The 18072-nt window shown below is 44.9% G+C and carries 20 protein-coding genes and 1 pseudogene; 5 read left to right on the forward strand and 16 right to left on the reverse strand.

What is annotated here, in order from left to right; translation table 11 throughout:
• Nucleotides 1-63: 63 nt before the first annotated feature.
• Entirely contained in the window at nucleotides 64-1383 is a 1320-nt protein-coding gene (locus tag WC743_RS21620; RefSeq protein WP_373015484.1) for a DUF3943 domain-containing protein, read from the forward strand.
• A gap of 10 nt (nucleotides 1384-1393) precedes the next feature.
• Here the strand turns inward: WC743_RS21620 and WC743_RS21625 are convergent, their stop codons facing one another.
• The 12 genes and pseudogenes from WC743_RS21625 to WC743_RS21680 all read right to left on the reverse strand — a co-directional run bounded on the left by WC743_RS21625 (nucleotide 1394) and on the right by WC743_RS21680 (nucleotide 11900).
• The gene (locus WC743_RS21625) at nucleotides 1394-2389 is read right to left on the reverse strand and encodes an MlaD family protein (RefSeq protein ID WP_373015486.1); all 996 of its coding nucleotides are present in this window, start codon (nucleotides 2387-2389) and stop codon (nucleotides 1394-1396) included.
• A 5-nt stretch (nucleotides 2390-2394) separates the two neighbouring features.
• Complete coding sequence (locus WC743_RS21630) at nucleotides 2395-3114, reverse strand: ABC transporter ATP-binding protein (protein ID WP_373015488.1); 720 nt, start codon at nucleotides 3112-3114, stop codon at nucleotides 2395-2397.
• Nucleotides 3115-3172: 58 nt separating this feature from the next.
• Nucleotides 3173-3943 (reverse strand): MlaE family ABC transporter permease, encoded by a 771-nt coding sequence (locus tag WC743_RS21635; protein ID WP_373015490.1) that lies wholly within the window; start codon nucleotides 3941-3943, stop codon nucleotides 3173-3175.
• Between the two features lie 501 nt (nucleotides 3944-4444).
• Nucleotides 4445-4585 (reverse strand): annotated as a pseudogene (locus WC743_RS21640) (hypothetical protein); the annotation flags it as partial.
• A gap of 145 nt (nucleotides 4586-4730) precedes the next feature.
• Nucleotides 4731-5144: a DUF6691 family protein gene (locus WC743_RS21645; RefSeq protein WP_373015492.1), complete on the reverse strand. Its 414-nt coding sequence runs from the start codon at nucleotides 5142-5144 to the stop codon at nucleotides 4731-4733.
• A gap of 4 nt (nucleotides 5145-5148) precedes the next feature.
• On the reverse strand, nucleotides 5149-5706 hold the full coding sequence (locus WC743_RS21650) for a YeeE/YedE family protein (RefSeq protein ID WP_373015494.1): 558 nt from the start codon (nucleotides 5704-5706) through the stop codon (nucleotides 5149-5151).
• Between the two features lie 50 nt (nucleotides 5707-5756).
• A complete protein-coding gene (locus tag WC743_RS21655; protein ID WP_373015496.1) occupies nucleotides 5757-7166 on the reverse strand; it encodes a rhodanese-like domain-containing protein in 1410 nt (469 codons plus the stop codon).
• Between the two features lie 61 nt (nucleotides 7167-7227).
• Nucleotides 7228-8025, reverse strand: a complete 798-nt coding sequence (locus WC743_RS21660) for a sulfite exporter TauE/SafE family protein (RefSeq protein WP_373015498.1) — start codon at nucleotides 8023-8025, stop codon at nucleotides 7228-7230.
• 65 nt (nucleotides 8026-8090) lie between these two features.
• Nucleotides 8091-8738, reverse strand: coding sequence for a Crp/Fnr family transcriptional regulator (locus WC743_RS21665; RefSeq protein WP_373015499.1), 648 nt, complete (start codon nucleotides 8736-8738; stop codon nucleotides 8091-8093).
• Nucleotides 8739-8877: 139 nt separating this feature from the next.
• Nucleotides 8878-9555, reverse strand: a complete 678-nt coding sequence (locus WC743_RS21670; protein ID WP_256539341.1) for an ABC transporter ATP-binding protein — start codon at nucleotides 9553-9555, stop codon at nucleotides 8878-8880.
• Nucleotides 9555-10814: an ABC transporter permease gene (locus tag WC743_RS21675; RefSeq protein ID WP_373015501.1), complete on the reverse strand. Its 1260-nt coding sequence runs from the start codon at nucleotides 10812-10814 to the stop codon at nucleotides 9555-9557. The genes WC743_RS21670 and WC743_RS21675 overlap by 1 nt, the downstream gene beginning before the upstream one ends.
• The gene (locus WC743_RS21680; protein ID WP_373015503.1) at nucleotides 10815-11900 is read right to left on the reverse strand and encodes an efflux RND transporter periplasmic adaptor subunit; all 1086 of its coding nucleotides are present in this window, start codon (nucleotides 11898-11900) and stop codon (nucleotides 10815-10817) included.
• 414 nt (nucleotides 11901-12314) lie between these two features.
• Between WC743_RS21680 and WC743_RS21685 the strand changes: the two genes are divergently transcribed.
• The 3 genes from WC743_RS21685 to WC743_RS21695 all read left to right on the forward strand — a co-directional run bounded on the left by WC743_RS21685 (nucleotide 12315) and on the right by WC743_RS21695 (nucleotide 15216).
• Nucleotides 12315-12635 carry a carboxymuconolactone decarboxylase family protein gene (locus WC743_RS21685; protein ID WP_373015505.1) on the forward strand — a complete coding sequence of 107 codons (321 nt, stop codon included), beginning with the start codon at nucleotides 12315-12317 and terminating at the stop codon, nucleotides 12633-12635.
• A 326-nt stretch (nucleotides 12636-12961) separates the two neighbouring features.
• The gene (locus WC743_RS21690) at nucleotides 12962-13426 is read left to right on the forward strand and encodes a BON domain-containing protein (protein WP_373015507.1); all 465 of its coding nucleotides are present in this window, start codon (nucleotides 12962-12964) and stop codon (nucleotides 13424-13426) included.
• 173 nt (nucleotides 13427-13599) lie between these two features.
• Entirely contained in the window at nucleotides 13600-15216 is a 1617-nt protein-coding gene (locus tag WC743_RS21695; protein ID WP_373015509.1) for a murein L,D-transpeptidase, read from the forward strand.
• On the opposite strand, the gene WC743_RS21700 is transcribed toward WC743_RS21695, so the two are convergent.
• The gene (locus WC743_RS21700) at nucleotides 15200-15940 is read right to left on the reverse strand and encodes a sensor histidine kinase (RefSeq protein WP_373015511.1); all 741 of its coding nucleotides are present in this window, start codon (nucleotides 15938-15940) and stop codon (nucleotides 15200-15202) included. The two genes, WC743_RS21695 and WC743_RS21700, sit on opposite strands and share 17 nt — an antisense overlap.
• A 419-nt stretch (nucleotides 15941-16359) precedes the next feature.
• Between WC743_RS21700 and WC743_RS21705 the strand changes: the two genes are divergently transcribed.
• A complete protein-coding gene (locus tag WC743_RS21705; protein WP_373015512.1) occupies nucleotides 16360-16536 on the forward strand; it encodes a hypothetical protein in 177 nt (58 codons plus the stop codon).
• Between the two features lie 175 nt (nucleotides 16537-16711).
• Here WC743_RS21705 and WC743_RS21710 read toward each other — a convergent pair whose 3' ends face one another.
• The 3 genes from WC743_RS21710 to WC743_RS21720 form a co-directional block, all read right to left on the reverse strand.
• Nucleotides 16712-16957 carry a hypothetical protein gene (locus WC743_RS21710; protein WP_373015514.1) on the reverse strand — a complete coding sequence of 82 codons (246 nt, stop codon included), beginning with the start codon at nucleotides 16955-16957 and terminating at the stop codon, nucleotides 16712-16714.
• Between the two features lie 5 nt (nucleotides 16958-16962).
• Entirely contained in the window at nucleotides 16963-17238 is a 276-nt protein-coding gene (locus tag WC743_RS21715; protein ID WP_373015516.1) for a response regulator, read from the reverse strand.
• A 205-nt stretch (nucleotides 17239-17443) separates the two neighbouring features.
• On the reverse strand, nucleotides 17444-18072 hold a 629-nt coding region (locus tag WC743_RS21720), incomplete at its 5' end, for a hypothetical protein (protein WP_373015518.1).

Here is an 18072-nt window from a genome sequence, read left to right on the forward strand (position 1 = left end):
GCAGGGCCTTTATGCCTTTGCATTTGCCGGCTCTGTGGGCAGTCATTTCCCGAAAATCAACTAATGCCGGGAAATGACAGCTTAATTAAAAAGGCGCTCCCTGCAGCTGATCGAAGGTATTTTGGCCGGGCCGCAGCGCAGTTGCTGCTTGCCGACGCGGTCCCCTACGCGGTAGACCGGTATGTTTTCCATGCCGACTATGCACGGGTCTCGTTCAAAAGTATCAGCTATAATCTCAACCCCGGAAATTGGGCGTGGGATCACGATTCGTTCCAGACCAACCAGTTTATGCATCCTTATCATGGAAGTATCTATTTTAATGCCTTCAGGTCAAATGGTTATTCGTTTTGGCAGTCAGTTCCGGCTGCTTTTGTCGGGAGCTATATCTGGGAAACTGCAGGGGAAAATGAAGCGCCGTCTCCTAATGATTTTATCAATACGAGCTTTGGCGGAATTGTCCTGGGCGAAATGACACATCGCTTGGCCAATGAAATAACCAATAATCATAGCCATGGATTCAGACGGCAGTTAAGTGAGGTGTTCGCCTTGCTGGTCAATCCTGCCAATGGTTTTAACCGGATATTAACCGGCAAATGGGGGAGAAGGACGCCTTCCCTGACGGAGAAGGATACCTCGAAGATTAACGCGGAATTTAGTTTAGGTTTTCGCCGGTTTGAAAGTAATAATACGAATCGGACCAGCGACAGGGATTTCAGCTGGTATGCACGAGCCAGGCTGAGCTATGGGCTTCCTCATCAGAATTACAGAACGCCTTTCAGCAATATCTATATCGGTACAGAGATCGGAATGAATGATAAATCCCGTTTCAATGTTAATCTAATTACCGTATACGGATCCCTGGCCGGATGGGAAATCTCAGCTAAAAGCAAGTTCAACCATTTAGCCATTCTTTCGACCAATTACGATTATGTGCAAAATGAAGCTTTCTTTTACGGAGCACAAAGTGTAAAAATGAATTTATACTCATCGCTGCAATTACCGGCTAAGGTTCGTCTTACCACTTCTTTAGGCGCCGGACCTGTTATACTGGCTGCGGTACCGAGTGCCTATCCCTATTACGACAGGAATTATGATTATGGCCCTGGCTTAGGGCTGAGTGCCGGCGGTGAAATAAATGTTGCAGGCAAGGCCTATTTTAGTGTCAGCTACAGAGGCGGATGGTTTATGACGGTCAATGGTAACAGGTCCCATTATTTTTTGCATGCCCTATCCGGGGAACTGAGATACAAAGTAATCCGGCAATTATCCATATGTGCTGAACCCGGATATTTTACCCTGCGCGGTTATTACAAATATTATCCGGAGGTCAACCGGAATTATCCTTATGTTCGATTTTCCGTCAGGTATGACTGCAGGCTTTGAGCCTGTGTAATTAGTTGCCTGACTTGATTATATTCTTGCTGGCCTCTTTGGCCTGCTTTTTAAAATAACCTCTGAACAAAAAACTGTGCTTCAACGCCTCCATATTTTGATTAAATCCATCGGTTCCTTTTCTGATATTGTCCAGGCTAAGGCTAAAATTTCTGTTCATTGATGTGTCTTTTAACAACAAATGATATATCCCCTGATCTTTGTGCAGGTCATAACTGATCTGCAGGGCCAGGCTGTCCAGATGAACCGTCAGACGATTCGCATTTTGGCTTGCCAGTTTGAAATTAGTTATAGCAGTTTTCATATTTGCAGCCATGCCTGTATCTGACAGGAATGCACCGGCAACTCCTTTGCCCTTCTTTGCCTGGGTCATTAATTCGTTTAACGTCCGGGTCATAAAGCGGGCGTTTGCGCTCGCGCTGTTTACATTATCCAAAGAAGACCGCAATGATCTACCTATGGTTTTGTCATCCAGCAGATCTAATGCCGGACTTCGGCTGATGCGCAGGACCGTTTCTCTGAGTGTACCCGAAATGACTGCAATGTCATTATTGGTTTTGGATAACGTTTGCAGTAATTCATCCGTATTTACCGGCTTTTGAACGGGCAGGATGTCGCCGGCAGATGCAATTTTGCCGTTGCTCTTCGCAGGGGTTATATTAATAATCTTATTGCCCATCAGACCTTCTGTGCCAATTGACGCAATCGCATTGGACCGGATATGGCTTTTGATATCTTTATCAATGCGAATAGTTACCTCTATAACCGTGTCGTTTAGCAACTTAATATTTTTTATAGTACCGGCCTGAATTCCGGAATACCAGACATTGTTGCCCTCCATTAGTCCGTTTATGTTGGTGAACCTGGCTTTGAGTTCAAAGCTTCCACCAAAAAGATTTTGATTTTTGCCAATCAGGAACAGCGAAAAGACCAGCACGGCCAGACCACTGATCACTAATATGCCGAGCTTAATATTGTTGATTTCTGTATTTGCCATTTTTGCTATTCAAAAAATTGTTTAATCTTCGGGTCCGCTGCGTTCTCCAGCTCTTTGTAAGTGCCTTCTGTGTAACAACGTCCATTGAGCAGGAGCGCTACGCGATCTGCTGTATTTTTAACGCAATGCATATCGTGTGTGATAATTATAGAAGCCGTATGGTACTTTTTTTGCAGCGCTACGATGAGTTTGTCGATCTCTCTTGCTGTGACCGGATCAAGTCCTGTAGTAGGCTCATCGTATAAGATAATCTCCGGCTTCAGGATCAAGGTCCTTGCCAGCGCAACGCGTTTTAGCATTCCTCCGGAGAGTTCTGACGGCATCATTTCTGTTGTATGGGGGAGCCCTACATTTTCAAGGGCTTCCGCAACCAGCTCGTTGATCTGGTCCTGACTATAGTTCACTGTATGACGGCGCAAGGGGAATTCCAGATTTTCTCTGACTGTCATCGAGTCATAAAGCGCATTTCCCTGAAACAGGAATCCGATCTTCATCCTAACCTGGTCCAGTTTTTCCTCATTCAGGTCAGGGACACTTTCTCCGAGTACAATGATGCTTCCCTTGTCGGGTTTTAAAAGACCGATAATGCATTTGATCAGCACAGATTTGCCCGAACCGGATTTACCGAGCACGACCAGATTTTCCTGTCTGTGGAGCGTTAGGTTAAGGTCTTGCAGCACATGGATTTTCCCAAATGATTTATATAAATGTTTCACCTCGATCATGATCTGATCGTCTTTAGGTTTCCGTGGTATGACTGATATTGTTGTGTCCATCTCTTGTTTAATTTAGGCCAAGCAGGTCGGTGATTTGAACAGCCAAAAGATCGATCACAAAAATGAGCACGGAGGAGAGTACCACTGCGGAGTTTGCTGAGCTGCCTACCCCCCTTGTGCCTTTACTGGAAAAATACCCTTTATAACAACCAATAATGCCTACGGCGAATCCAAAGAAAAAGGTCTTAATAATAGCCGGAACCAGATCGCCATAACTTAAGCTTTGAAAAACCTGGGTGAAAAATAACTGAAAGCTGGTGACTGAGCGAATATTTACCCCGATATACGCGCCAAAGAGCGACACGGCATCGCCTAAGACAGTAAGTACCGGGAGCATCAGCGTAGTTGCTATAACCCTGGTAGTAACCAGGTATTTGTAAGGATTGGTGCCGCTTACATCCATTGCGTCGATTTGCTCGGTTACCTTCATCGATCCCAGTTCTGCGCCGATACTGCTCGCTATTTTGCCTGCGAAGATCAGAGCAGTAATCACCGGGCCTATTTCGCGAACAATAGCGATTCCCACCATTACCGGTAACTGCGATTGCACGCCATATTCGACCAGGGAGGGACGCAACTGCATGGTAAGGACAAGCCCCATAATAAAGGCGGTTAAGGCAATAAGTGCGAGGGATTTATATCCTATCAGGAAACACTGATTAAAAAACTCAGCGGCCTCAAAGCGGGGTTTGGCCACCGAGGAAAAGAAGCGCCCTGCGAAATTGCTGATTTTGCCGGTCTGGTCAAAGAATTCCCTGGTGTTTGTGCCGAACTGCATGTTACATGATATAAGTTGGTACTACTATGTCCGATGTTTGTGCCGTAAATTTACGGGCGGCGGCGGAGTTTAGATATGATGCCTGTCACAAATAATGGTGCCCTGTATCATTATTAACGCATTGGTTTCATCGCGTGGACAGTATACCCACTTCTCAAAGCTGGACTGTTAAAGAATGAAAAAGCCAAACTTTAATGAGTCAAACGGTAAAGAGCTTTAATGTCAGCGAAGCACAGACGCAAGGTCTGTTAAAGGATAGGATAGCGCACAAATTAAATGATGCCTTGAATCAGGCGAAATCTAAGCCTTGTCTGACTGCAGTGGCAGTGATACAGTTATTATCTTAACACTGCCGTCAATAACGATGTTAGAATATCATAGGTTTGTCAATTATTAATACCTCACCTTTTTGATGAAAACCTTGATATTTGGCAGCCACTAAAAAGATACCAATGCGATGGATGTGTGTAATCGCCGGTTCATTATCTGCTGTCAGCTTCTCTATCTAAATCGCCCGGTGGCAAGCTTTTTAAATGCCGTAATTGGCCCGCCATTTCGATCAAGACTTTCCATAATAATCTTCGCACATTCCTCAGGTGAGTTTATTGAAGTATCCACCTCCAGGTCATAGATGCCGGGGTTGTGAACAGCCTGTTGTCATAGCAATACCGGTTTAATAAAAACTGTATCGTTTAATTCTTATACTGAAAACATAATCATCATTAAGCCGGCGGATTTCCCAACAAACCCTGTAAGTCCCATTTCAGAGCATTCATGATTATCACAACTAATGTGGCAGCTTGTTTTTAGTTATTCCGTACAGGTAGGTCCCCAGTAATGCACCCAAAATAACAATGATCATCGTCGGGTAACCATAACCGAGGTTAACAAACATAGGTCCAGGGCATGCACCGGCGAGGGCCCAGCCCAAACCGAATATCAGCCCGCCTAAAATGTATTTCGGCCAACTTTTTTCTTTATGAGGAAAAACGATCGGATGGCCATAAAAATCATTTATTTCCAATTTTTTGATCAGGAATATGGCTATGGCGCCTAATCCAACCGCAGTGCCGATTATTCCGTACATATGAAAGGACTGGAAGCGGAACATTTCCTGTATGCGATACCACGATGCTGCTTCCGATTTTACCATAATCACACCGAACAAAATGCCGGCAATTACAAATTTCACTCCTTTCATTTTTTCAGAATATTAATGGAAAGAAAACATGAGTCATCATCAGGCCACCCGCAAAAAACCCGATAACGGCCCATAAGGAGGGCAGCTGCAAATTAGAGAGGCCGCTAATGGCATGCCCAGAGGTACACCCTCCGGCATAGCGGGAGCCGAAGCCAATCATCAGACCGCCACCCAGTAGGGTAACCAGTCCTTTAGGGCTGAATGCGAAATGCCAGTTAAAAATGGACGATGGGTTTAACCCGCCATCAAAAGGCACCCCGAGGGTTTGCAGATCAGCAATGGTGGAAGGAGCGAGTTGTAATAGCTGATCGCTTTTTAACCAGGCGGCTGACAGGTATCCACCGAAAACAGCCCCAGCCATAAACAATAAGTTCCAGCGCTGCGTACGCCAGTTAAAATCAAAAAAATGATGAGTTTTACCGGCACCGGCTAATGTGCAAAGGGTACGCAGGTTGGACGAAAAACCAAATGATTTTCCAAAATACAATAGCAACACCATTATAAAGGTTATTGCTGTACCGGAGGCATACCATGGCCAAGGTTGTTTTAATAATTCTATCATGATCCATTAACTGTTGTACATATAAGCGAATTTAAGAAGTATGCTGTCTGCTAAAGCATTGTGCCGGGACAAACGTAGGGGCTTATTTTGAATTTGCCACATTCTTTAAGTGCTGTAAAGCCGCCGCTCACATTAATAAGGTTGTGATAACCACGCGCGCGCATAATAGAATTGAAAATCATGGAACGGTAACCACCGGCACAGTGTACATATATGGGTTTGTTTTTATCGACCTGGCTCATATGCTTATTTATGTAGTCCAGCGGTATGTTTTCGGCACCGATCACATGCTCGGCAAGATATTCACTAGCCTTACGTACATCTATTAAAGCCGCTTCTGCGCCTGAGTTGGCCAGTTCTTCCGCGCTTACCGATGTTATATGATCCGTTTCTTTGCCGGCCGCCTTCCAGGCGTTCATGCCTCCTTTCAGGAAGCCAAGCGAACGGTCATATCCAACTCTTGCCAGCCGCGTTACGACCTCTTCTTCCCGCCCCTCATCAGCTACAATAAGTATAGGTTGCCGGATATCTGTGATCAATGCGCCAACCCATGGTGCAAAGTTGCCATCTAGTCCAATATTAACCGAATTTGGAATAAACTCCTGTCCGAATACGGCCGCATTTCGGGTATCCAGTATTACGGCCCCCGTTTCGTTGGCAGCCGCTTCAAAGGCTTCCGGAGACAACGCCCGCGTACCCTGGCGTAACACCGAGTCTATACTTTCGTAACCTTCTTTATTCATTTTCACGTTCATTGGAAAATAAGCCGGCGGCGGCGTTAACCCCCGTGTAACTTCCCTGATGAATTCCTCTTTTGTCATATTTGCCCGCAAGGCATAATTGTGCTTTTTCTGATTCCCAAGCGTGTCTGTAATTTCCCTGCTCATATTCTTTCCACAGGCCGAACCCGCGCCATGCGCCGGATAAATTGTTACATCATCATTGAGAGTCATCACCTGGTTGCGCAGGGAATCATAAAGCGTTCCTGCCAGTTCTTCCTGCGTCATGTGGGCTGCTTTCTGTGCCAGGTCAGGACGTCCAACGTCGCCAATAAAGAGCGTATCGCCGGAAAATAATGCCTTTTGCTCGCCATGTTCATCTAATAATAAATAGCAGGCCGATTCCATAGTGTGGCCGGGCGTATGCAGCACGCGGATGGTTACTTTACCCAGCTTAAACTCTTCCCTGTCCTTAGCCACATGAGCTTTAAAACCAGGCTGTGCAGTAGGGCCATAAATAATTCGGGCCCCGGTTTGCCTGGAGAGGTCAAGATGGCCGGAAACAAAGTCGGCATGAAAATGTGTTTCAAATACATATTTGATGACAGCCCCAGCCGCTTTTGCCTTTTTTATATAGGGTTCCACTTCCCTGAGCGGGTCAATTATTGCCGCTTGGTTTTCCGATTGGATGTAGTAAGCCCCCTGGGCCAGGCATCCGGTATATATTTGTTCGATGATCATGACTTAATAGATTTCTTTGTACAAATTTCTGTTAATGAATAATATTAAACGGTGATCAAAGTCACTTAAGCAACATTTCTTTAATGATAATGCCGGTTCCTGTTATCAGTACAAACCAGCCAAAGCCACGTTTTAACTTTAGCCCTTTAATTCTGTTATTAATTAACCCGCCGATGAAAACGCCTGTTATCGTAATTGCAGTTATTTTCAAGAGAAAGAACCAGCTGATCTGAAAATGACCAAGGTCACCGGTAAAACCGATGAGGGAATTAAGCGCAATTATCAATAATGAAGTACCAACCGCCTCTTTCATGGACAGTCCTACCAGTATAACAAGGATTGGGATAAGGAGAAAACCGCCACCGGCACCCAGTAATCCAGTGGCAATTCCAATAACGGTCCCGAAAAACAACAAGCTCGTCAGGTTCGGGTTTTTCTTACTAATCCTACCTTCGGGGTCAATTTTACCGCCGCGAATCATGGCAGTTCCGGCAACGACCATAAGGAAAGCAAATAGTATCAGCGTCAGCAAATTGTGTGTTACGGTGAAGCTACCTATCCTGAAAAAAGTTCCCGGGATCAAAGGCAGGATAAATCTCCGGATAAGAAAAACCGTGCTTACAGAGGATAGTGCAAACAGCAGCGCTGTTCGGACGCTCACCAGCCCCCTGCGAAAGTTTTGAACTGCACCGGCCAAACTTGTTGAGCCGACGATGAAAAGTGAATAGGAGGTCGCTAACACCGGATCAAAACCGAAGAGATAAACCAAAACCGGAACGGTGAGTATAGAACCGCCGCCACCGATAAGGCCCAGCGATATGCCGATCAGTGCCGACGCGATATAAGCTAAAAGTTGCATATTTTTTTATTTACCTCAAAAGTGCGACTTGACGCAACCGGCAACGGTGACTTATGTCACTCCGGCTAAGTTTTTAACCATTCTATGAATTTACGGTGAAGTTTTACATCGCCGCGCTGCTCCATTTTTTTAAGCAGCCTGGAGATTACTTCGCGGGAAGAGTTCAGGTCTTTTGCGATATCCAGGTGTGACAACACAAGCTTATTGGTTTTTAGTTGCCGGTATTGTTTTTGCAGGTAGAAGAACAGCCGTTCATCCATCGCACGAAAGGCGACATCATCGATTACCGTCAACAGTTCCTCAAATCTGGCCCGGTAGGTTTCCAGCACAAAATAATACCAGGTCTTGTATTGTTTCATCATATCGTCCATAAAGATGATAGGTATCATCAATAATACGGTGTCCTCGACTGCCCTGGCCGTAACCTGGCTGGTTTCCTGTTTAATCGCGCAGATCATCGACAAAGCACATGCGTTGCCCGGTTCGAGGTAATACATAAAAAATTCGCCACCCTCATCACTTTCGCGGTACAGTTTAACCCTGCCCTCAAGTACCAGCGCGGAGGCTTTCAGATGTTGCCCGGTTTGCATAATTATCTCCCCGGCCATGAACGTTTTAACTTTCCCGTGATCAGCTATGAACTGTCGCAGCCCGGGTTCAAAATGAGAAAACAGCCTGTCAAAGTAAGTTGAATCAAAAATTGGAGTCTTCATTGGCGTAAAGCGAGTTGATAAAATGTTAAAGCAAATTAACGTTAAAAAAGCATCCGGGCAGGAGCGGCCATGGCGATTTTCGTAGCCACCGCAGCGGCTTTGTTTCTACCATTCAGCTGCGTTCCCTTCTGCGCCGAAGTTATAATAGGATCTTTCCGTCTTCCATCTGAATGATCCGGTCAGCCCGTTTGGCAAAATCGGGATCATGCGTCACTACGAGCGTTGTCTGTTTGTTTTCAAGGCAAATCTCTTTAAAGATACCAAAAACGATATCGCTGTTTTTTTTATCCAGGTTGCCGGTGGGTTCGTCGCCCATAATGATCAGCGGGTCATTAATCAGCGCCCGGGCAATGGCCACGCGCTGCTTTTGCCCTCCGCTCAGCTGGCTGGCATTTTTCAGGGCCTGGTCGTATATACCTAAGGTTTTTAAATGCTGCATTGCCTTTTGTTCTATCATCTCGTTGGAAAATTTACCCAGTTTCATTGCAGGGAGCATTACGTTTTTAAGAACATTAAACTCTTCGATCAGGTAATGGAACTGAAATACGAACCCGATCTTCTGATTACGAACAAGAGCAAGCGCTGCGTTATCTTTTTCCTGAAGAGCTTCATTGTCCAGAAATAACTCGCCCTCATAATCAGTATCCATAGTGGATAGGATATATAATAATGTGGATTTACCGCAACCTGATTTTCCCGTAATGGAAACAAAACTACCCCGCCCGATGGAGAAGCTGATATCCTTCAACACACGGAAACGGACCGGGTCTAAAAAATACTTATTGATATTGATCGCCTGTAAAACCGGTGTTTCCATTATTTCCCCCTTATGATGACCACCGGATCAACTTTTGCCGCCTTACGGGCCGGAAACAGACCGGCCAGATAAGTGGTTATTAGCGCAAAGCCAATGCCAATTAAATAGTAAGTAACTCCAAAATTTACCGGGTAGGTTTTAATCGTAGGCAATGCCGACGTCTCGAACGGAATATGGCTAATGATAAGCGATAAACCATAACCCAGCAGTACACCAACAATACCGCCAACCACACCCAGCACCATGGATAACTGGATAAAGATCGCCTTAACATCATTGCCGGAAAATCCTGTAGCTTTTAATATTGCTATCGCGTCCATTTTTTCATAGATCAGCATATTCAATATATTGTATATCCCGAATCCGGCAACCACCAGCAAAGTAACACTGACACTATAAGCTATCGTATTGCGTACGGTGGTGCCGGTTTCAAACTGGGCATTGGCAGTTTGTACATCGGTAGCATCCATATCAAAAAGACGGGCATATTCTTTTGCAACAACCGGGGCGAGGGTTATATCTTTTAATTTAACCTGTATGTCGGTAATGTAGCCGGCCGGCTTACCCTGCAGCTTTTGCGCCGTCTGGATAGAAGTGAAACTTTGCACATCGTCTACTTCGGCTATCCCAAACTGCACGATACCCACTATTTTAAGCGTAGCAATATCGCCATCGGGTGTGGTAACCTGTACCACGTCTCCCGGTTTGACAATAAGCTTGTCTGCAAGTCCCTTGCCAATGATTATACTGTTATTCACCGTACCCAGATCGGAAATAGTACCCTGAATAATGTTATCGTTCAGGTGAAACAGCTTCTGCTCCAGATGAACGTCGACGCCATCAATCATGCCTGACAGCTGAATGGTGCCGCTGTTAAAAAAAACGGTCGTACCGATTTTTGGGGCAACATCAATCACGCGGCCATCAGCCTTTATGGCTTCAATGATGCGACTCGCGTTATAGAGCCGCTTTCCTTCATCCTTTGGTTTCACCGACTGGATAAAATTTCTGAAGCCTGCAAACTCGCCGGCCCGGTCAACGGGCTGCGTTTTGGAAGGTGCAACAGCGTTGTACAGCCGGATATGAGGCGTACGGTTGATGATCAAGCTGTCCAGCATTTTGTTTAGACCCGTCATAAAACTGATAAGCGCAATAAACATGGCAATGCCAAATGTAACCCCGGCAGCAGCTACAACCGATTGCTTCAGGCGTGCCATCAGCAGCGCGAGCGCAATATTTAAAAGCAGTCCTGTTTTCATTTAATCGAGTTTATAAATGGTTTCCTGCGGATCAAGGCCATGCAGTATTTCCACATTTCTTTCGTCCATTGCGCCCGTGATCACCTTCTTTTTTATATTACCCTTTAACCACACGCAATTATCCTTATCAAGGAAGTTCCTGGGGATGAGTAAGGCTTTTCTCTTCACGCTGACGATGATATTGACCTCTGCTGTTAAGTTCGGATAAAGCTTTGCCGGCGGGTCTGAAAAAACAGCTTCAACGTTAAATGTACGTGACCTTTCGTCCATTATCGGATGAATTTTACTAACCATGCCCCGGAAGAGTAGTCCCTTATAACTATCCATGGTAATTTCAACCCGCTGCCCTGGTTTAACCCCCGTAATATCGTTCTCATCAACATTCATCTCCAGGTAAAACTGATCGGGCTTCCCTAAAATGCCGAGCGCGGTTTGCGTAGTCACCAGTTCGCCTTTATTTTTAATCGCATCAAACGCTTTCCCGTCAATTTCACTTTTGATCAAATAATCGGTTGCCCGCTTTTGAGTAATTCGGTAATTGATCCTCGACAGTTCAAGATCATTCTTTAATTTCTTTTTCAATTGCGTTAAATGCTTAACGGCTACATCATAATTTATTTTTGAAGTGGTAAATGCCAGTTGACGCTGATCAAAATCTAAAAGAGTACCGATATTTTGCTCCCATAATTTTTTTTGACGGCCATAAAAAGCGGAGTCGAGCCGGTATTTATCTTTGGCGGCCTGTACCTCGAACAGGGCTTCCTGCAATTGCTCTGAATTGGCCTGACTATTTGAAAGGGAAAAATCCAGAACCTGGCGGGCGTTAGCTGCATTTAATGCGGCTTCTCGGCTTTCCAAGACAAAAAGCACATCTCCCGCTTTAACCAGGTCGCCGGGCTGAACGTTAATTTGTTTAATGATGCCCGGCACAGTGGATATAACGGTGTACTGGTCTTTGGCTTTGACATTTGCAGAAGCGTATAGTGAAACGGTGAGATCATGGATAACCGCTTGCGTATGCTCTTTTTTATTTGAACATGCACTGATCAGAAATACCAGCGGAATAGCGTAATTAACCAGCTTCATTCGAATGTAAGTTTTGCATCTGACCTATGGGCAAAGACTATGTACGTATATCTTATTAAACCCATGGCCTTCTGTGATAATTAAAAAACGGAACCGGGTCCTCCGGTTCCGTAATGCGCAGGCGTACCTCTGAGGGACTTGTCTGAACACTTACCGAAATTGGAACACGTTCCATCCATCGGGTATACAAATGTAAATTTTGTGTACACTGCTGAATATGAACTATATCACGTTTTAAGCTGATCCCCGTCATTTTTATCGCAGGCCAGGTTATTCACTTTTATGATCATGAAATGGCAGCAATTTCAAAATGATATGATTCGCCTAAACGCGGTAAAAACTCGAGGTGTTAAATAACGAGCGGGTGAATGTTTATATCAAAAAGCTTCTCTGCCGACAAATAATTAGTTAAATATGAATAACACAAATAATCCGATAGGGGTGTTCCAGCAGGAAGCTCCGGAAGTATCCAAGGCTTTTGATGCGTTGATCGAAGCATTAAAAAGCACGCCCGGTCTGGATGCGAAAACCAAACAGCTCTTGTACATTGGCATTAAAGCAGCCCACGGCGATGCGGCCGCCATCTATTATCATGTAGCTATGGCAAAAAAAATGGGTGCCACCAGGGATGAAATTAAGGATGCTATTCTTATTACCCTAACAGTTTGCGGCTTAACAGGCGTAGCTGCCTGTTTACCTGTGGCATTGAGGGTCTATGATGAAACAGTACAATAAAAAACTAATAGCGATATGAGGATGCGATAGAGTCAAAGCAAGCATTTTCAACAGCTAACGGGCGGAATGATAGCCAGCAGCGCTAAAAAGATAAGATAAGTTCAACTGGGCTGGCTGGTGCAAAATAACCCGAACCGTGTCGTCCAACGAAGAGAGATGCGCAGGATCGTTTGATAGATATGTCCATGATCACAAATTTACCAAATTGTAAAATATTGGTTGTGACCACAATCATGCCAGCTGCTGACCGCTATCATATGTAGTTTCACCGGGTAATCAGCCCTTTGTGGTAAGAAATACTACATCTTTTATTTAATTATTAAATTATGAAAACAGACATTCAGATTCAAAAAGACGTGATGGACGAATTAAAATGGCAGCCATTGTTAAATTCATCAGAAATCGGAGTGGCGGTAAAGAACGGGATCGTTGCCCTTTCAGATATTGTCGATTCTTATTCCAAAAAGCTCTCGGCGGAAAAAGCGGCCAAAAAAGTCGCCGGAGTGAAAGCGATAGCGGAAGACATCCAGATCGGCGTATCGCTCGCTTACCGTAAAACAGATGCTGAAATTGCCGAAGTGGTATTGAACGCCCTTAAATGGCATTCGGTAGCCGCCCCAAAACCCAGCGGTGCAATGGTGATTAGAAATACAATCACACCCAGGCAGGCAATTTTCATCCAGATACTCTGTGGTCACGCGGAGCTTTTTTTCCCGACTAAAGCAGACTTATTGTTAATAATCTGCAAGCCAAAAAAGGATGGACTCTCTGCGATGCATCACCTTTATTAACAACGAGAGCCCACTGCCCGTATTAAATACGCCTATGTGTTTTAAATAATAAAAAATATCTTTTGTACGTATATACCTATAATTGTGGTGGAATGCATCCAATCACATGCTTTCTGAAGAAACTATTTAGGATGAGGATGTTACAAAGGTCATATAATCCGCCATTTTTTTTATTGTCAACCTCAATCCTGCTATTGCTATGCCTGTCTGCCTGCGGCCAGCAGCAACCTCAAAAGGTACCCGGGTCCGATACGACGATCAGGAAATGGAATCAAACGATACCGGGCAACTTCAGCAGTCAAAGTAAAACGGCATTTGATAGTCTCAAAATCGCTGATTTCCTTCGCCTGTACCCGGCCTTTAAGCCTCATACACAAGAAATCTATACTTTTTACAGCCACCGGCGCTATACATATGCATGGTTTGAAAACGGGCGTCTGATCGAGTATGCATCTAATTTATCCAACCGTATACTCAACTTTCAGCACGAGGGGGTGCTTGGGAACCCGCCTTACCAACGGAAGCTGGATTCGCTGATGTTTGCCGGGGAACCGATAAAAAAGCAACCGGACACAGAGCTTGAACTGATGTTGACGGCCCAGTATTTTGTACTTTCAAAGCTCGCTTGGTCAGGTCAGGATGCGACAACGAGCCGCTCCGCAAACTGGAACCTGCCAAGGAAGAAAGTCAATTATGAAGAATACCTGGACAGCCTGATAAGCACCCGTTCGACCGATTTTAGCAAAGATGAGCCGGTGTATCGCCAGTATGAGCTTTTGAGAAAATATCTGATCAAATACCACACGTTGGCAACACAAAAATGGCTGCCAATAAACATAACGCCCGGGATAAAATATGGCGATGCTTCCCTTGTTGTATGCGCTGTGAAGGACCGGCTCTTTAAGTTAGGGGATTTTAAAGGTGATACAAGCGGTAAAAGTTATGATGAAGAATTGAACGAAGCGCTAAAACGGTTTCAGGACCGGCACGGACTGGCGGTAAACGGCGTTTTAAGTAAGGAAACCCTGGCAGAATTGAATGTGCCGATCCAAAAGCGCATCCAACAGATCGTGGTCAATATGGAGCGGAGCCGATGGCTTCCGGTAAGGCTCAATAGTGATTACCTCGCCGTAAACATTCCGGAATTTAAATTACATGTCTATCATGCCGACAGTTTGCTTTGGAGCTGTAATGTTGTGGTGGGTCAAACGATGCACCGCACCAGTATATTTTATGGCGATATTAAATACGTTGTATTTAATCCTTACTGGAATATTCCGCCAGGCATTGTTAGAAATGAGGTACTGCCGGCTATGAGCCGCAATCCGGCTTATCTGGCGACGCATCATATGGAAATCACCGGCTATCGGGATGGACTGCCAGTAATACGACAAAAGCCCGGATCAGATAACGCCTTAGGGCGCGTAAAGTTCCTGTTTCCCAACAGCTATAATATCTATTTGCACGATACCCCCTCCAAATCACTTTTTGGAGAAACATCGCGTGCTTTTAGCCATGGATGCATACGCGTGAGCGAACCCGCCCTTCTGGCCGCTTTTTTACTAAAAAGTCGTGAGGAATGGACGCCGGAAAGAATTGAGCAGGGAATGAGGGGCGGGCCGGAGAAAATGATAACACTAAAACAAACGGTGCCGGTATTTATTGCATATTTTACCGCTTTTATCGACAGGAATAACCGCCTGAATTTTCGCAAGGACATTTATGGGTTCGATGTGCGGTTGTCTGAGGCATTAACGACTTCGGGCAAGACGATTAATCAGCACCCTTAGCCGCCGCCTGCAGTTGAGCAGGGAAGACCATTTTAAAGCTTGTTTTTTGTCCCGGTTTACTTTCAAAAGTTATTGTTCCTTTCATGAGACCTATATAACGCTGGACGATAGTCAAGCCGAGGCCTGTACCTGGAATGGTCCCGCTTGAATGGATTCTGTAAAACGGCCGGAACAAATTAGCCTGCTCTACTTCCTGAATCCCGATTCCATTATCCGTTACCCGAATAACTGTTTTATCGGGGCGGGTGTATACCTTCAACTCAATTATTACCGGCGCTCCGGCGTATTTAATCGCATTGGAAATCAGGTTGATGATTGCGTTTTTGAGAAGGTTTCTATCCAGGTTGACACTCCGTTCTACCTCACAGATCAACCGAAGCTTTTGGTCAGGCAAAGCCATTTCCTGCATCTCTTCGATAATTTCGTTGCTCAACTCAGCCAGGTCGAATGTTTCGAAGGCAGCTGTTACTTGTCCCGTATCCAGCTTCTCCAACGAAAGGAAATCTTCCAGAATGCTTTTTAGATTTGTGATCGTATTTTTGATTTTCCGGGTTTGTTTAAAAATAAGTTCAGTCTGCTGTTGCTGCGTATACTTTTCAATCAGTGAAACAGAAAGCAAAATCGAACTTAGGGGTGTTCGGATTTCATGTGAAGCCACAGAAACAAAATTTCTTTTCAGTTCTATACTGTTCATATCTACCTTGTTTTCTGTATCTATTTTCATCACCATGTAATAATAACTAAAATTGCGCATAAACAATTCCGTGAAAAATGACCATGGGCACATGCAGAAGTAACTGATTGCACAAATTCTGATAGTTAAAATAAACGGGCTTTAGCATCGGGGATCCTGTCGTATTTTATTTCAACAGATACGGAGCAAGCTTTTAATTATTCCGGCCGCCCGCAAACAGCAACCTCATCCGCATTTTACGCGGTTTAATAAGATAAAAAAGCAATGGTGGGATGCTTTAAACGGATGTGCATGATATGACAAATAATATAATTGAGCGCTTGGAAACTTCAGGGCTTTCTTTGATAATCAGATGCATTAAGCCGGGATTGCTTAATAATTTTTCCATTTCCGTTTGAATGATATGTGCCACATCCTTTTTAATGTCAAGGCGATCTCTATTTCCCTGCATGCTTTTTCCGACTGGTTCCCGCCCGGATTATGCAGCCCGATCCGGCTGCCATCCGGCCTATGTCCGTCGTGACCAAGTGCTGATGTGGGGCACCCGCATCATAGTGCTGGTAGAGCAAATAAGGCTGGCCGGAGCATCCGATCTTATCCCTATAAACCACCGCGATTTATTTTAAGCGATCTTCCCAAAGCTCCTCCGACGGATCGAAATTCAGCGAGATATGTACGCTGTTGACTTTGGCCTGCTGGTTCAGTTCCCCGAGCTGAGGAATTAATTTGCCTTAATGTTAACCCATAATTCATTCTGTACGAGTTAGGGGCGATCTTATCCTGTTGTTTTTAAAATGCTTGTTAGGTTTTGTTATCAATTTGGCTGGCATGATCTAAGAGATTTCTGTTCTTTTTTTGCGTGTTTGCCATTTTAAGAAACTCAAACCAGGCTACTGAAATCAGGCCAATGGTTATGCTGATCGCCAGTTCTTCGGCATGCAGTGGTTCGAAACCAAAGAACTCTGTTAAGGCGCTAAGATAGATCAGCGCCACGGGTACAAAGGGTAACCGTGGTGGTTCTGCCAGTCTGAACCGTGCGGTTTGCACCGGAACTAATAGCTCAATGACTGGTCACTCACAAGACCTATCACCTTGTCGACAATTTCGCGGACATCAAAGGGTTTGCGGATATAACCGTTGGCTTGGCATTCGGTAGCGATGAGTTCAATGTCGTTCGCCGTAGAAAGAACGATCACCGGGATGTTCCTCAGCCCGTTTACCTGTTTGATCTTGCGGCATAAACGGTGGTCGGGCCGGTTATTGATAAATTCATCGATGAGGATGAGGTCGGGGCCAAATAACAGGATCTGTTCGAGGGTTTTTTTCACGCGCCTCAATTTAATCTGTCAGTGTTATTCAAAGATATTGATTTTTCTTAACTGGCGGAGCCCCACCATCTGGGAGCAACACTATTCCCCTCTGCTACAGATGAAAACGGCTGGCGATGCTTCTGATAAAGAACGAGTGGTAATTGAGCTGGATAGTCCATGAGTTCGATGCTTACCTCACAGAACGCACCAGGCTACACTATTTTTAGCGATACCACAGGATATGATTGTCTTCAAGCGGTACCGAAATGCCTTTATAAGCCGGAACGACCCTTGGTGTAAAGTCGCCCACCGGGCGGTTGCTTTTAATTGATGCCAGGTATATATGTGCGCCATCCGCTGACCGCTCCATTTGTAAAAACATAGGGGTAATCATTGGGGCGCCACCGTTCAGGTCGTCAGCAAATAATTCTACTTTCAAATATTCCGGATTTATACCGTTGATCCAAACACTGATATAAAACTTATAAGCATCATTCGCGTTGTCGATTTGCAAGGTTCTGAATGCTACGCCGGCCCACCTGTTTTTTAAATCGCGTCGAATGTCCCTGATTGACCATCCTTTTATACGTTCGTTAAAACGGGAAGCTGCAGGTATATAATATTGTTCGGTATATTGCCTGACTGTGCGATTGGCGGAAAATAACGGCGTGAGCTTAGCCATGCTTTGACGGACACGTTCCACCCAACGGACCGGTATCCCGTTGCTGTTTCTCGTATAAAATTCGGGAATTACTTTATTTTCCAATAACTCGTAAAGCTCATTTGCTTCGGTTGCATCCCATCCGAAATCCTGGTGTTCCCGTCCATCACCCAGCGCCCATCCGACGGATG

It is taken from the genome of Mucilaginibacter sp., from assembly GCF_041660805.1.
Taxonomy (GTDB): Bacteria; Bacteroidota; Bacteroidia; order Sphingobacteriales; family Sphingobacteriaceae; genus Mucilaginibacter.

Excerpts from the sequence above, each read along its gene's own strand:
- WC743_RS21630 (WP_373015488.1), bottom strand. The coding sequence starts at position 3,114 with ATGATCGAGGTGAAACATTTATATAAATCATTTGGGAAAATCCATGTG.
- WC743_RS21655 (WP_373015496.1), bottom strand. The coding sequence starts at position 7,166 with ATGATCATCGAACAAATATATACCGGATGCCTGGCCCAGGGGGCTTAC.
- WC743_RS21660 (WP_373015498.1), bottom strand. The coding sequence starts at position 8,025 with ATGCAACTTTTAGCTTATATCGCGTCGGCACTGATCGGCATATCGCTG.
- WC743_RS21700 (WP_373015511.1), bottom strand. The coding sequence starts at position 15,940 with ATGAAAATAGATACAGAAAACAAGGTAGATATGAACAGTATAGAACTG.
- WC743_RS21680 (WP_373015503.1), bottom strand. The coding sequence starts at position 11,900 with ATGAAGCTGGTTAATTACGCTATTCCGCTGGTATTTCTGATCAGTGCA.
- WC743_RS21685 (WP_373015505.1), top strand. The coding sequence starts at position 12,315 with ATGAATAACACAAATAATCCGATAGGGGTGTTCCAGCAGGAAGCTCCG.
- WC743_RS21670 (WP_256539341.1), bottom strand. The coding sequence starts at position 9,555 with ATGGAAACACCGGTTTTACAGGCGATCAATATCAATAAGTATTTTTTA.
- WC743_RS21620 (WP_373015484.1), top strand. The coding sequence starts at position 64 with ATGCCGGGAAATGACAGCTTAATTAAAAAGGCGCTCCCTGCAGCTGAT.
- WC743_RS21650 (WP_373015494.1), bottom strand. The coding sequence starts at position 5,706 with ATGATAGAATTATTAAAACAACCTTGGCCATGGTATGCCTCCGGTACA.
- WC743_RS21625 (WP_373015486.1), bottom strand. The coding sequence starts at position 2,389 with ATGGCAAATACAGAAATCAACAATATTAAGCTCGGCATATTAGTGATC.
- WC743_RS21645 (WP_373015492.1), bottom strand. The coding sequence starts at position 5,144 with ATGAAAGGAGTGAAATTTGTAATTGCCGGCATTTTGTTCGGTGTGATT.
- WC743_RS21675 (WP_373015501.1), bottom strand. The coding sequence starts at position 10,814 with ATGAAAACAGGACTGCTTTTAAATATTGCGCTCGCGCTGCTGATGGCA.
- WC743_RS21665 (WP_373015499.1), bottom strand. The coding sequence starts at position 8,738 with ATGAAGACTCCAATTTTTGATTCAACTTACTTTGACAGGCTGTTTTCT.
- WC743_RS21690 (WP_373015507.1), top strand. The coding sequence starts at position 12,962 with ATGAAAACAGACATTCAGATTCAAAAAGACGTGATGGACGAATTAAAA.
- WC743_RS21635 (WP_373015490.1), bottom strand. The coding sequence starts at position 3,943 with ATGCAGTTCGGCACAAACACCAGGGAATTCTTTGACCAGACCGGCAAA.
- WC743_RS21705 (WP_373015512.1), top strand. The coding sequence starts at position 16,360 with ATGCTTTTTCCGACTGGTTCCCGCCCGGATTATGCAGCCCGATCCGGC.